This window comes from Campylobacter sp. 2457A (assembly GCF_020135895.1).
GTDB classification, from domain to species: domain Bacteria; phylum Campylobacterota; class Campylobacteria; order Campylobacterales; family Campylobacteraceae; genus Campylobacter_D; species Campylobacter_D taeniopygiae.
Window position 1 is genome coordinate 38,139 of record NZ_JACHTO010000011.1, and the last position, 13,581, is coordinate 51,719.

Genomic DNA, 13,581 nt, shown 5'->3' on the forward strand with positions numbered 1-13,581 from the left:
TTATAAGTATTTTTGTAAATGATCTAAAATGATAGCTACTTTTTTTTCAAGATTATCAAGTTTAGAATTATCTACAATCAGATCAGGATGTGGCTCATCAAAATCAATATCAACTCCCACAACATTTTTAATATCGCCTTTTAAAGCGCCGCTATAGAGCCCTTTTTTATCTCGTTTTTTTAATTCTTCAAAATCACATTTTATATAAATTTCAAAGTAATTTTTAAGTCGTTTTCGGTTGTATGTATAAATTTCATCCCACATAGAAATCGTACTTACAATAACTATCATTCCTTGAGAACTTAAAAAATGAGCGAAATTAGAACGTTTTAGTGAAACTTCAATACGTCCTTCTTTTTCATAGCCATAATGTCCCAAAAGATCTCTTAATTCATCGCCGTCAAGATAGATAATATTGTTTAATTTTTCCCTCAATTTCCTACATAATTCTTCAGCAATATAGCTTTTCCCGCTACCTGCTAAACCTGTTAGCCAAATCACTCCACCATTTTTTAAATCTTGCATTATTTTTTCCATTATATTTAATAAAAATTAGATGTAGAGATTATATAAAAATAAACTTTAGTTAAAGCAAAAAAAGTTAAAATTTTAAAAATAATATTCATAAAAAGAGTTTGTGTATGAAAGTAGAGAGATTTAAAACAAAGCAGATTAAAGTGGGAAATGTTGTAATAGGGGGAGATGCACCTATTTCAGTTCAATCGATGTTATTTACAAAAACTAGAGATATAGAGGGTTGCTTAGAGCAGCTTAATCGTCTTTATTTTGCCGGAGCCAATATAGTGCGTTTAGCTTGTTTGGATATGGCGGATGCAAGGGCCTTAAGAGAAATTAAAGCAAAGAGTCCATTGCCTTTGATAGTGGATATTCATTTTAACCATAACTTGGCTATATATTGTGCTGAATTTATTGATGGTGTGAGAATTAATCCTGGAAATATTGGCTCTAAAGAAAATATCAAAGAAGTTGTAAAGGCTTGCAAAGAACGTAATATTCCTATACGCATAGGAGTTAATCATGGTTCCATAGAAAAACAATTTAGTGATAAATTTGGATATGGCATAGAGGCTATGCTAGAAAGTGCTTTATATAATATTAAGCTTTTAGAAGATTTAGATTTTACAGATATTAAAATTTCAATGAAAACTTCAGACGCTCAAAAAACGATAGAGGCTTATGAAAGATTGCGTCCACTGTGTGATTATCCATTTCATTTAGGCGTTACAGAGGCAGGAACTAAATTTCATAGCACAGTCAAAAGTTCCATAGCTTTAGGAAATTTACTTCTTAAAGGCATAGGCGATACTATGCGTGTATCTATGACGGGAGAACTTGAAGAAGAAATTCGTGTCGCAAAGGCAATTTTGCAAGATAGCGGGGTGCAAAAAAGCGGGGTTAATATCATCTCATGTCCAACTTGTGGAAGGATACAAAGTGATTTGCTTAGTGCAATTAAGATTGTAGAAGAGAAAACCAAACATATTAAAGAGCCAATTAATATTAGCGTTATGGGATGTGTTGTTAATGCTTTAGGTGAAGCTAAGGGGGCTGATGTCGCTATAGCTTTTGGAAAAAATCAAGGACTTGTTATAAGACATGGAGAGGTTGTTGCAAAATTAAAAGAAAAAGATTTGGTTGATAGATTTTTACTAGAAGTTGAAGATGAGGTAAAAAGTAGAACGATAAAAGAATAATAAAGCAAGGTAAAAAACCTTACTTTATTAAAACGGCCAAATAGCTTCTATAACTTTACTTCCCCAAGGTTTTCTAGTGCTTCTATCCACTTCACCTTCAGTTTTATAAAGAATTTTTGCATCTGCAATGTATTTACTATCTATAGTATTATCTTGTCCGATATCATAAGGACGGATCACCCCGCTTAATTGAATGATTTGTTTTTCTCCATTGATCAAGAGTTCTCTTGAGCCTTCAATGAAATAATTACCATTAGATAAAATTTTGATCACTCGAGTTGAGATGGTTGTATTAAAGCTTTCATTGCGGCTTTGAGATCCTGATCCTTGATAATTATTTGTGCTATTAGTTTGAAAACCAATATTAGAATATGCATTAACTTTATTGATTGCATCTTTTAAGATTCCAGATCCACCAGTTAAAGTTCCTCCACCTAAATTTGAAGTATTAGTTCTACTCGTAGCTTTATTGGCTTGAGTGCTTTGAGTGGTGCTTTCTTGAATGACTACTGTTACTAAATCATTAACATTCATTGCTTTTTTGTCTGAAAATAAAGGATTATCTCCTTTACCAAAAAGCGATCCTGGCGCTGTTTCTATATTGTTGCTTTGTTTAGGTGCAAGTTCTTCGACATAAGCAGGTGGTTTCATAGAAATTTGAGGATCCACTGTAGCAGAGCAACCAAAAAATACAAATGGTAGGGTGTAAAATAAAACTTTTTTCATTAAAATCGTCCTTTAAATTATGAATTTTTATTTTTTTTTGTTAAAATAATATTTATAAAATGTACAAAGCAAAGAGTGTTCCACTTTTTTAAAATAAAAGGAGAGATAATGGAAAATCTTTATTTAATAAGATCCAAGAGTGATGATCAAAATATTAAAGTTGGTTTAAAATTGCTAGAATATTATAGTAAAAACTATAAAAATATGGCGATTTATTGCCCAGTAGCTTCTAAGCATGATATTTCTATTTTTCAAGAGTGGCTTAATCAATTTAGCATCAATCAAAACATAGAAAATACCTATAGCTTTGTTGATAAAGATGCTATGGAAGAATTTAATAAAGATTCTAATATTTTTTTTAATACTATTTTAAAAACTTACGAGGAATTAAAAGAAAAATATGAATTTGTCTTAACAATTGGTTTTTCTAAATTCGGTGTATTAGATGCTTTTGGACTTAATGTTAAAATCGCTAAAAATCTCAACACTCCAATTGTTGCTGATGTTTGCAATGAATACAAAGCGATGACTCAAAAACATCTCGATAAACTTTTAAACGGTAGAAAATATGTTTTAATTGATGAAAATATTGATTTTGATAAAATCGCTCAGTTAAAATCTTATGATTTTATAACCCCTTATCGTTTTAAGTATGAAATGATCAAAAAAGGCATTAAAAATAAAAAAACAGTTGTTTTGCCAGAAGGTAATGATGAAAGAATTTTAAAAGCTTGTGATATTTTATTAAAAACTGAAGTTGTTGATCTTATTATTTTAGGAGATGAAAAAGAAATCAAGCAAAATGCAGAAAAACTAATGCTTGATATTAATTCTGCAAAAATGATCAATCCTTATAATTCAGATTTATGCGAAGAATTTGCCACTATGCTTTATGAGGCAAGAAAATCTAAAGGAATGACTCTTGATCAAGCTAAAGAATTAGTAAAAGATAAAACTTATTTTGGAACTTTACTTGTGCATAGCGGAAAAGCTGACGCTATGGTAAGTGGAGCTTCTACAACTACAGCTGAAACGATTCGCCCTGCGCTTCAATTGATTAAAACTCAAGAAGGGGTAAGTTCTGTTTCAGGATTATTTTTCATGGGCTTAGAAGATAAAATGTTGGCTTTTGCAGATTGTGCTGTTAATCCTAATCCAACAGCTGAGCAATTAGCTTCTAGTGCTTATGTTAGCGCTATGACTGCAAAATCTTTTGGATTAGATCCTAAAGTTGCTTTACTTTCTTATTCTAGTGGGGATAGTGGAAAGGGTGAAAGTGTGGATCTTGTAAAAGAAGCCCTTAAAATAGCTAAGGAAAAATATCCAGAATTAAACATAGATGGTCCTATGCAATTTGACTGTGCTTATGATCCTAAAACAGCAGCTTCAAAAATGCCAGAATCTAAAATAGCAGGACAAATTAATGTTTTTGTATTTCCAGATCTTGATGCTGCAAATATTGGCTATAAAGCTGTGCAAAGAACAGCCGATGCTTTGGCAATTGGTCCTATTTTGCAAGGTCTTAAAAAGCCAGTAAATGATTTAAGTCGTGGATGTTTGGTTGATGATATTGTAGATACCGTCATTTTAAGTGCTGTACAAGCTCAATAATTTTAATAAAGGATAAAAATGAAAGTTTTAGTTTTAAATTCAGGTTCATCATCTATAAAATTTAAATTTTTTGATGATAAAGTAGTTAAAGCAAGTGGTTTGATTGAAAAAATCGGTGAAGAAACTTCTAAAGTGGTTCTAAAAAATACTTTAAGCGATGAGAAATTTGAAAGAGATATCGCTATAAAAGATCATGAACATGGTTTGCAGGTTTTAAATGAACTTTTTAAAGAGTCAGGAATTTTAGAAGATCTTAAAGTTCTTGATGGTTGCGGTCACCGTATTGTTCATGGAGGAAAAACTTTAACAAAACATTGTTTAATAGATGATCAAGTACTTAATGAAATTGATAGAGTAAGTGTTTTCGCACCTTTACACAATCCAGCTCATTTAGCCGGTATAAAAACAATGATTAAAGCTGCCCCAAATGTACCAAATGTTGCAGTTTTTGATACAGCTTTTCATCAAACAATGCCTGATTATGCTTATATGTATGCTTTACCTTATGAATTTTATGATAAAGATGGCATAAGAAGATATGGTTTTCATGGGACCTCTCATGCCTATGTAAGCTCAAAGGCTGCTAATTTATTGGGTAAAAATAGTGTAAATGTGATTTCAGCTCATCTTGGAAATGGAGCAAGTGTTTGTGCTGTAAAAGATGGAAAGAGTGTGGATACTTCTATGGGATTTACTCCTCTTGAAGGTCTTGTTATGGGAACTCGTTGTGGAGATATGGATCCTGCAATTATACCTTTTATTAGTAAAGCAAGAGGCTTGAGTATAGATGAGATTGATAATTTGATGAATAAAAAAAGCGGAGTGTATGGAATTTGTGGTTATAATGATTTTAGAGATATTGAATCACGAGTTGAAAAAGGAGAAGAAAAAGCACGTTTAGCTTTTGATATGTTTTGCTATCGCTTGGTAAAATATATAGGAGCTTATCTTGCTGTATTGCCAGGAACTGATGGTATTATTTTTACAGGTGGAATAGGTGAAAATTCTTCCTTAGTAAGACAAAAAGTGTGTGAAAGATTAGCTCATCTTGGTATTGAGCTTGATTTAAATTTAAATAATCAAAGAATGTCGACTGAAAGAATAATAAGCACTGCAAATTCTAAAATCAAAGTTTGCATCATTCCTACAGATGAAGAATTTGAAATTGCAAGAGTTACGGAAGAACTTGTAAATAAAGGCTAAAAGCTTTTATTTACATTATTTTTTAAAGCATGAAAAAATTTAAAGAATTGAGTCTTAATTTTCTTTTTAAAATATCGGATCAGCCAGTTATTTTGCGCGATTTGCTTGAAGCTAATGCTTTGTTTAATGATGGAATGCTTGTTGATCCTTCTAAGCTTAATTTTAATTTTAAAATTTTAAATTCTTATCTATATTTTAGTATTCTTTGCGTACTTATTTTATTGCCTTTATTACTTATCACTCATTATTTTCTTACGCGTCTTGATTTTCATATAAGTATAATTAGCGCGGTTATTGTAACTGCTTGTGTTTTTATAAGTTATGATATTTTTAAGATTTATGCTCGAAAAATCATTTCAAAACAATTGATAAAAAAAGCTTGGAATTTACATTTTCCCTATTTTTCATATGAAAAATATTCTTCAGTAGCAAGCAAACTTTATAAGGAAGCTTTAAAGGACGATATTTTGAAAAAGAATTTAGAAAAATATGTGTTAGAAAAAATCATTCAATCTAAGTAGTCAAGAATTTGATTTTGAAAGCGCATGTTTTCTAATCTTCTTTTTAGATCTTTATTTTCTTCATTAAGCACACTTTCTTCTGTTTTTAAAGTTGCAATTTCTCGGCTTAAATAATAAATTTGATTTCTTATGTAAATTTGCGGAACAAAAAGCAATAAAGCAAAGCTTACAAGTAAGACGGCAAAAAGCAAATGATTAAATGTTAAATTTCTATCTTCTTTTGTTGCATCTGTAAATCCTTCTAAAAGAGTATTTTTAGCTTTTTGTGTGTCTTCCTCGGCAGGATTTTTTTTCAATGAAGTATCAGATATATTTTCAGTATGTATTTTTTTTTGTAAATTTTCTAGACTTTGTTTGATATTAGTTTGAGGGATTTTTGGATTTTTTTTATCTAATTTATGACTATTTTCTTTTTTTGGTAATTGAGATTCCTTGTTGTTTTTTTTGTTTAAATTTTTAGCTTCTATTTTATTTTCTTGTATTTTTTTAGGTTGCAATTCTTTTTCTGTTTTTTTTAGAGAAAATAATTTTTTCTTATTTTTTTGCGTCTGTGAATTTTTACTCTTTTCTTTTATTTTGGAGAAAATTTTCTTAGCTAAGGATTGTTTTTCTTCCAATTTTACATTGATTAAATCTTCTTTAAGATATATATTTGATTTTTTAGAATTTTTTGTTTCATATTCATCTTGATCAAATAAATTGCGAGGTTGTTTATTGAGGCGTCTTTTAAAAATATCATTACTAGAGATAATTTCATTTTTAAGCTCATCATCTAAAGGTTTTCCCTGATTTATAGCACGCGAAAAATTTAGCATTTTCTGACGTATATTTTGCTTTTCTTTTAAAAAATCATCTTCTAACATTATTTTTCCATATTTTTAAAATGAAATAAACGCATTTTTGCGCAACTAGATCTTGAATTTTGCATTATTTCTGCTTCGCTTGCAATGATAACTTTTTTATTTAAAATTTTTCCTAAAGAATGATTATTTCCACATTCACAGCGTAAAGCTTTTTCATCGCAAATGCAATTTTTAGACCATTTTTTAAAATAATTTTTTACCATTCTATCTTCTAGAGAATGAAAACAAATTATAGCTAAAATACAATCTTTTAGCTTTATTTTTTCTAATTTTTCTAAAAAGATTTTTAAAACTTCAAGTTCTTGATTAACTTCGATTCTAATGGCTTGAAAAACTAGCGTAGCTTTAGAAACTTTTCTGTGATTTTGTTTGTTTGCACCTATAATTTTTTGCAATTCTTTAGCACTTTTTATAGGTTTTTCAATTCTTGATTGGCAAATTTTTTTAGCAATAAAATAAGCATCGTCTAATTCACCATATTCTTTAAAAATATAAGCAAGTTGTTCGCAAGTATAGGAATTAACAACATTAAAGGCTGAATTTTTAGCATTTTGATTCATTCTCATGTCCAAAAAATCAGAATTAAGATTAAATCCTCGTTCATTATTGTCTAATTGATAGGATGAAATTCCAATATCTGCTAAAATTCCTTTTAAAGAATTTGTAGAAATTTGATCAAGAATTTGACTAAAATTTGTTAAGAAAAATTGCGTTCTATCCTTAAATTTTTCAAGGCGTTTTTTAGAAAAACTAAGGGCTTCTTGATCTTGATCACAAGCGATAAGTTTTATATCGGGATGATTTTTGAGTAAAGATTCACTATGACCACCAAAGCCTACAGTGCAATCTAAAAAATATCCGCAATTTAAATTTTCAAAAGCCTTATTAACTTCATTAAGCAATACTGGAATGTGTGGAATTTCCAAGCTAAATCCTAAATTTTATTGATTGAGTTTGATATTATAACTTATTTTAACGTCAAAATCAAAAAAAGTAACAATACTTTTGGTTTAAATTAAACTCCACTTAAAAACTTATATGTTAAAATGTTGAACTTATTTTTTTATCAAGGAATAGTATGCTTACTTGGATGCAGCATCATAGAAAATACCTTATTATTACTATATGGATTAGTACTATTGCTTTAGTTGGGGCTGTTTTTGTTAATTGGGGTGCTTATGATTTTAACCTTGATCGTGCTTCAAATGCGGCTATTGTAGGAAACGAGAAGATAAGTTATAATGAATTTAATACACGATATAATCAAGTTTTTAATTATTACAATCAGATTAGCAATGGTAGCTTAGATGAAAAGAGTGCCGAAAAGATCGGCTTAAAAGAATTAGCCTTAAATTCACTTATAGAAGATAAACTTTTATTAAATTTTGCTAAAGATCTGGGTTTAAACTCTAGTGATGATGAAATCATAAACAAGCTTACTCAAACAAGGGCTTTTCAAAATCCAATAGGTGAATTTAATAAAACAATTTATTATGAGATTTTACATGCGAATGGTTTTATGCCTAAAGATTATGAAAAAATTCTTTCTGATGAAGTTATTATTGACAAATTAAATAAAATTTTTAATCTGCCTTCTAGTGAAAATGAGATCAAAATGTTAGCAACTGCTTATTTTATGAGAGATTCTTTGAGTGTTGCGGAATTAGATTATGATAAAAAGAATATAAAAATCAATGAAGAAGAATTGAAAAAATTCTGGGAACAACAAAAACAAGATTATAAGACAAGTAAAACTTATGAAATTTCTACATATTTTTTACCGCTAAATGATCAAAAATTTACGGAAGAAGAATTGCAAAAATTTTATAATGATGAAAATAATCGAATAAATTACAAAGATCAAAATGGTAAAATTTTAGATTTTAAATCAGTAGAAGATAAAGTTGCTAAAGATTATGGTTTAATTAATCTTAAAAATTTAGCTAATGCTAAATTTCTAGAATTAAAAAATAATAAAGAGCAATTTCAAAAAGATGAAAATGTTTCAGATTTGAGTATTTATTATCCTTTAGAACTTTTATCTAAGATAAAAAATGGAGATGTTTTAAGACCTGTTAGATATAAAGATGGTTATGTGATTGTTAGGGTTAATAAAATTGATCCTGTAAGAATTAAAACCTTTGAAGAAGCTAGAAATGAAGTTTTACCTTTATACTTGAGTGAAAAATCTAAAGAAAATTTAGAAAAAGAAGCGAAAGAAAAGTTAAAAGATTTTAAGGGTGAAAATATAGGTTTTGTGACTAGAGATTCTTTGCTTAGCGATGTTAAAATGGATAAAAATATATTTAATGATGCTGAATTTAGTTATTTTTTAACCAATGTTTTTAATTCTGATCAAAATACTTCTTATGTCCTTTTGGGTGATAATAAAGCAGTGCTTTATAAAATCAATAAACAAAAGATTGATATTAGCAAGGATAAATTAAGTCAGCATTATGAAACATTAAGACAAAATTTACAAATGTTAAAAGCTGATATGATTAAACAAGAATTAATTAATCAATTAAGAAAAACATATCCAATAAAAATTTATTATAAAGGGAAGTGATTTTGAATATACTAGGAATTGATTTAGGTTCGACCCAAACTTGTGCTATTATTGCGCAAAAAGATGATGAAGGTTTAAAAATTATTGGTTTTTCAAAAGCAAAAACCAATGGTGTAAAAAAAGGTGCTATTACAAATATCGAACTTGCTTCAAAATCCATCGAAGAAGCAGTAAGAAATGCTGAGATGATGAGTGGTGTGCATTATGATAAGGTTGTCGTTTCAATTTCTGGTGCATACACTAAGAGTGTTGATAGTATAGGAGTTGTAAATATTCCAAATCATGAAATTGGAATCAAAGAAATACATCGAGCAGTAAGTACTGCAAAACATACGGCTAATATACCAAGCGGGTATGAAATCATTCACGTTTTACCTTATAATTTTAAAGTCAATGATCTAGAACATGTAGATGATCCTTTAGGGATGAGCGGAAGTCGTTTAGAAGTTTCAACCCATATTGTTATTTCTCAAGAATCTCATATTAAAAATTTGAAAAAAGCTGTAGAATTAGCTGATTTAAGGGTTGATAATATAGTACTTTCTGGCTATGCTTCATCCATAGCTTGTTTGGATGATAGTGAAAAAGAACTCGGATCCGTTCTTATTGATATGGGTGGTGCAATTTGTGATATGGTAGTTCATACTGGAAATTCTATCCGTTATAATGATTGTTTGCAGATTGGTTCTATTAATATCACCCAAGATTTATCTATGGCTTTGCATACCCCACTTAAAGAAGCTGAAAAAATTAAACTTAATTATGCAGCTTTATCACAACAACCTAATGCACTTATACAAATTCCAACAATGGGCGATGAAAAAAGAGTAAATGAGGTTTCTTTGGATATTATTTCTGAAGTTATTTATGCTAGAGCAGAAGAAACTTTGATGATTTTGGCAAAAATTTTAAGCGATAATCGTTATGCTAATAGCATAGGTGGCGGGGTTGTGCTTACTGGAGGAATGACTAAATTAGCAGGTATTGATGAATTAGCTCCTGCTACTTTTGATAATCGTTCTATTAGAATAGCAACTGCAAGAAGAGATTTAATAACAAGTTTTAATGAGATTTTTAATGATCCTGAAAATACTTGTGCTATAGGTCTTTGTCTTTATGGTGCGGGTTATTTCACTCCTTATGAGCTTGATTCTAATGAAAAATTAAGATATAAAGGTGAAATAGAAAATTATAATCGTCAAATCAGACAAGAGATTATTCCTCAAAAAGAAATAGAAAATGAAATAAAATCTGATTTTTTTGATGAAAATTTGCAAGAAAATGATACAATAGCAATTCAAGAACAATTGGATTTTAAAGAGACACGAGAAAAAAAATCCGGCCTTTTTTCAAGCGTGTGGCATAAAATAATAAATCAATTTTAACAAGGAGAGAATTTTATGAATGAATTTTTAGTAGAAGAAATGCAACATAATAAAGGTGCAAAAATTAAAGTTATAGGCTGCGGAGGTGGCGGCGGTAATATGATCAATCATATGGTTAAAATGGGGTTAAATGATCTTGATCTTATTGCTGCTAATACTGATGCACAAGCTATCTCTACATCTTTAGCAAAAACTAAAATTCAACTTGGTGAAAAGAAAACAAAAGGGCTTGGGGCAGGTATGCTTCCTGAAGTTGGAGCAGAAAGTGCTAGAGAAAGTTTTGAGGAAATCAAAGCGAGTTTAAGTCAAAGCGATATAGTATTTATCGCATCTGGTTTTGGCGGTGGAACTGGAACAGGTGCTACTCCTGTTATAGCACAAGCGGCTAAAGAAATTGGAGCTTTAACTGTTTCTGTAGTTACTATGCCTTTTAGCTTTGAAGGTAAGCAAAGAAAAAAACTTGCAGAAAGCGGACTTCTTGAACTAAAAAAAGAAAGTGATTCTATCCTTGTAATTCAAAATGAAAAACTCTTAAGTATTATTGATAAAAAAGCGAGTATGAAAGAAGCTTTTAAATTGGTTGATGATATTTTAACTCGTGCAGTAAAAGGTATGGTTTCTATACTTTTAGATAATGGTGATATCAATGTTGACTTTGCAGATGTTAGAACTATTATGAGTCATAGAGGACTTGCTCTTATGGGTGTTGGAAGTGCCGAGGGTGAAAATGCTGTTGAAATAGCTTTGAAAAATGCTATAGAGTCTCCTTTATTGGATGGTATGGATATTAAAGGGGCTAAGGGTGTGATTTTACATTTTAAAACAAGCTCTAATTGCTCCTTATTTGAAATTTCTGCAGCGGCTAATAGTATTGAAGAAAAAGTTGATGAAAATGCAAAAATTATTTTTGGATCAACCATGGATGATACTATGGAAGATAGAGTCGAAGTTACTATTATCGCTACAGGTTTTGAAGATAAAGACACTGTTGAGAAAAAATCTTCAGAAGAAACCGAAGTGGCTAAGAAAAATCCTTATTTAAATCTTAAAAAAGTTAGCGGTGGTTTTGATGAGGAAATTATGGCTCAAATAGAAACTCCTACATTTTTACGCCGACAAATGGATTAAAATACAAGGCTTAAAAGCCTTGTAACTTTCTACAAATTCTTCATTTTATTCTTTATTTTTTATATTTTTAAAAGTTGGAACACTCTTTGCTTTATACCTTTATATAAAATAATTTTATAGGTGAAAATATGCAAAATGGATATTATCAAGCAGTAGGCGGAATGGTAACTCAGTTTAACAAACTTGATGTTATCACAAATAATCTTGCCAATATCAATACAAGTGGATATAAAAGAGATGATGTTGTAATTGCAGATTTTAAAAGGATTTTTAAAGAAACTCAGGATGTGTTGCCTATAGAAAACAATACAAGAGATGCTTCACGCTTTATCAATACTACTATAGATAGCGTACCGCAAGTTTCTCAAGAATATACAGATTTTAGTTTAGGTTCTTTAAAGGCAACTAATAATCCTTTGGATTTTGCAATAACAAGAGATGATGCTTTTTATCTAGTTCAAACAAAAAATGGAGAAATTAGATTAAGCAAGGATGGAAATTTTCAATTAAACGAAGAGGGTTATTTGGTAAATAAACAAGGATATAAGGTATTAAGTAGTGATTATTTTAACAATCCTGAAAATGCCGCTATTAAAATTCCAAATGGATCTTCACAAATTAGTGTTGATAAAGATGGAAACATCGAAGTTGATGGCACGAGAAATGCAAGATTATTCATTGCACAAGTAGATGATATGAGAGCCTTGCAAAAAGATGGAGATAATGTTTATAAAATCGATGATTTAACTCGTATTAGAGATTTAGATAATTCTAACGCGGTGCGTCAAGGTTTTTCTCAAGGCTCTAATGTCAATCCGGTTATTGAAATGGTGGGTTTGATTGAAGCCAATAGAATGGTTGAAATGTATCAAAAAGTTATGACAGCTCATATGGATGATTTAAATCAAGAAGCTATCAATAAACTTGCATCTGTTAAATAAGATTAAAAATTAAAAGGATAAAAAATGATGAGATCACTTCACACTGCTGCTACTGGGATGGTAGCGCAGCAAACACAAATTGATGTTACTTCTAACAATATTGCCAATGTTAATACAGCTGGTTTTAAGAAAAGTCGTGCTGAATTTGCTGATTTGATGTATCAGGTTATGAAATATGCAGGAACTTCTACTTCAGCTACAACCCTTTCACCTTCTGGTATAGAAGTGGGTGTTGGTGTGCGTCCTACTGCTGTAACAAAAGTTTTTACAGAAGGAAATTTAAAAGCAACGAGTACAGATAGTCTTGATATGGCTATTGCTGGAAATGGTTTTTTTCAAATTCAGCTTCCTGATGGAACTATAGGATATACAAGAAATGGACAATTTACAAAAGATAATGAAGGTAATATTGTCAATTCTGATGGCTATAAATTACTTCCTGAAATGACCATACCAGAAGGCGCAACTGCTATCAATGTGGCAACTGATGGAACGGTATCGGTTATGCTTCCTGGAGAGCAACAAGAAACTCAAATCGGACAAGTAGAATTAGTGCAGTTTATTAATCCAGCAGGGCTTCATTCTATGGGAGATAACTTATATCTTGAAACAGGTGCGAGTGGCGCTCCGGTTGCTGGAATCGCAGGACAAGACGGACTCGGTACAATCAGACATGGTTTTGTTGAGCTTAGTAATGTTCAACTTGTCGAAGAAATGACAGATCTTATTACAGGACAAAGAGCCTATGAAGCCGGTTCTAAAGCTATAACAACAAGTGATGATATGCTTGGCATTGTAAATCAGTTAAAACGATAATTAATCTAATTTTTAGTCTTATTTTAAAAAATCCAAAATCAATACTAAACTATTTCTTCGTTCCACTTATCCAAAGTGGAACACTTCTTGCTTATATTTAATT

13 protein-coding genes are annotated in these 13,581 nt (G+C 30.2%); 9 read left to right on the top strand and 4 right to left on the bottom strand.

The genetic code is table 11. The features are described from left to right. Nucleotides 1-525 carry an adenylyl-sulfate kinase gene (locus H2280_RS04855; RefSeq protein ID WP_337215849.1) on the bottom strand — a complete coding sequence of 175 codons (525 nt, stop codon included), beginning with the start codon at nt 523-525 and terminating at the stop codon, nt 1-3. 116 nt (nt 526-641) lie between these two features. On the opposite strand from H2280_RS04855, the gene ispG reads away from it, so the two are divergent. Next, nucleotides 642-1,715, top strand: coding sequence for a flavodoxin-dependent (E)-4-hydroxy-3-methylbut-2-enyl-diphosphate synthase (ispG, locus tag H2280_RS04860; RefSeq protein WP_337215850.1), 1,074 nt, complete (start codon nt 642-644; stop codon nt 1,713-1,715). A gap of 27 nt (nt 1,716-1,742) precedes the next feature. Here the strand turns inward: ispG and flgH are convergent, their stop codons facing one another. After that, a complete protein-coding gene (gene flgH / locus H2280_RS04865; RefSeq protein WP_137624175.1) occupies nt 1,743-2,441 on the bottom strand; it encodes a flagellar basal body L-ring protein FlgH in 699 nt (232 codons plus the stop codon). Nucleotides 2,442-2,549: 108 nt separating this feature from the next. On the opposite strand from flgH, the gene pta reads away from it, so the two are divergent. From pta to H2280_RS04880, 3 genes are read left to right on the top strand one after another with little or no spacing between them, the layout of a single operon-like run. After that, a complete protein-coding gene (pta, locus tag H2280_RS04870; protein WP_337215851.1) occupies nt 2,550-4,052 on the top strand; it encodes a phosphate acetyltransferase in 1,503 nt (500 codons plus the stop codon). A gap of 18 nt (nt 4,053-4,070) precedes the next feature. Further along, nucleotides 4,071-5,255: an acetate/propionate family kinase gene (locus H2280_RS04875; RefSeq protein ID WP_137624173.1), complete on the top strand. Its 1,185-nt coding sequence runs from the start codon at nt 4,071-4,073 to the stop codon at nt 5,253-5,255. A gap of 29 nt (nt 5,256-5,284) precedes the next feature. Further along, nucleotides 5,285-5,776: a hypothetical protein gene (locus H2280_RS04880; protein WP_137624172.1), complete on the top strand. Its 492-nt coding sequence runs from the start codon at nt 5,285-5,287 to the stop codon at nt 5,774-5,776. Here the strand turns inward: H2280_RS04880 and H2280_RS04885 are convergent. Continuing rightward, entirely contained in the window at nt 5,764-6,639 is an 876-nt protein-coding gene (locus H2280_RS04885) for a hypothetical protein (RefSeq protein ID WP_337215852.1), read from the bottom strand. The genes H2280_RS04880 and H2280_RS04885 overlap by 13 nt on opposite strands. Next, nucleotides 6,639-7,565 (bottom strand): 16S rRNA (cytosine(1402)-N(4))-methyltransferase RsmH, encoded by a 927-nt coding sequence (gene rsmH, locus H2280_RS04890; protein ID WP_137624170.1) that lies wholly within the window; start codon nt 7,563-7,565, stop codon nt 6,639-6,641. The genes H2280_RS04885 and rsmH overlap by 1 nt, the downstream gene beginning before the upstream one ends. A gap of 152 nt (nt 7,566-7,717) precedes the next feature. Here rsmH and H2280_RS04895 point away from each other — a divergent pair, with 152 nt between their 5' ends. The 5 genes from H2280_RS04895 (at nt 7,718) to flgG (ending at nt 13,478) form a co-directional block, all read left to right on the top strand. Further along, nucleotides 7,718-9,208 (top strand): peptidylprolyl isomerase, encoded by a 1,491-nt coding sequence (locus H2280_RS04895; protein WP_337215853.1) that lies wholly within the window; start codon nt 7,718-7,720, stop codon nt 9,206-9,208. Further along, nucleotides 9,205-10,593, top strand: coding sequence for a cell division protein FtsA (ftsA, locus tag H2280_RS04900; RefSeq protein ID WP_137624168.1), 1,389 nt, complete (start codon nt 9,205-9,207; stop codon nt 10,591-10,593). Before H2280_RS04895 ends, ftsA begins: the two co-directional genes overlap by 4 nt. Nucleotides 10,594-10,608: 15 nt before the next feature. Continuing rightward, nucleotides 10,609-11,721 carry a cell division protein FtsZ gene (gene ftsZ, locus H2280_RS04905; protein ID WP_337203728.1) on the top strand — a complete coding sequence of 371 codons (1,113 nt, stop codon included), beginning with the start codon at nt 10,609-10,611 and terminating at the stop codon, nt 11,719-11,721. A 128-nt stretch (nt 11,722-11,849) separates the two neighbouring features. Further along, nucleotides 11,850-12,662 (top strand): flagellar hook-basal body protein, encoded by an 813-nt coding sequence (locus H2280_RS04910; RefSeq protein ID WP_137624166.1) that lies wholly within the window; start codon nt 11,850-11,852, stop codon nt 12,660-12,662. A 24-nt stretch (nt 12,663-12,686) separates the two neighbouring features. Next, entirely contained in the window at nt 12,687-13,478 is a 792-nt protein-coding gene (flgG, locus tag H2280_RS04915; protein ID WP_137624165.1) for a flagellar basal-body rod protein FlgG, read from the top strand. Nucleotides 13,479-13,581 lie beyond the last annotated feature (103 nt).

Coding starts and splice junctions, on each gene's coding strand:
- pta (WP_337215851.1), top strand. CDS start 2,550: ATGGAAAATCTTTATTTAATAAGATCCAAGAGTGATGATCAAAATATT.
- ftsZ (WP_337203728.1), top strand. CDS start 10,609: ATGAATGAATTTTTAGTAGAAGAAATGCAACATAATAAAGGTGCAAAA.
- flgG (WP_137624165.1), top strand. CDS start 12,687: ATGATGAGATCACTTCACACTGCTGCTACTGGGATGGTAGCGCAGCAA.
- H2280_RS04895 (WP_337215853.1), top strand. CDS start 7,718: ATGCTTACTTGGATGCAGCATCATAGAAAATACCTTATTATTACTATA.
- H2280_RS04910 (WP_137624166.1), top strand. CDS start 11,850: ATGCAAAATGGATATTATCAAGCAGTAGGCGGAATGGTAACTCAGTTT.
- flgH (WP_137624175.1), bottom strand. CDS start 2,441: ATGAAAAAAGTTTTATTTTACACCCTACCATTTGTATTTTTTGGTTGC.
- H2280_RS04855 (WP_337215849.1), bottom strand. CDS start 525: ATGCAAGATTTAAAAAATGGTGGAGTGATTTGGCTAACAGGTTTAGCA.
- H2280_RS04875 (WP_137624173.1), top strand. CDS start 4,071: ATGAAAGTTTTAGTTTTAAATTCAGGTTCATCATCTATAAAATTTAAA.
- ispG (WP_337215850.1), top strand. CDS start 642: ATGAAAGTAGAGAGATTTAAAACAAAGCAGATTAAAGTGGGAAATGTT.
- H2280_RS04880 (WP_137624172.1), top strand. CDS start 5,285: ATGAAAAAATTTAAAGAATTGAGTCTTAATTTTCTTTTTAAAATATCG.
- H2280_RS04885 (WP_337215852.1), bottom strand. CDS start 6,639: ATGTTAGAAGATGATTTTTTAAAAGAAAAGCAAAATATACGTCAGAAA.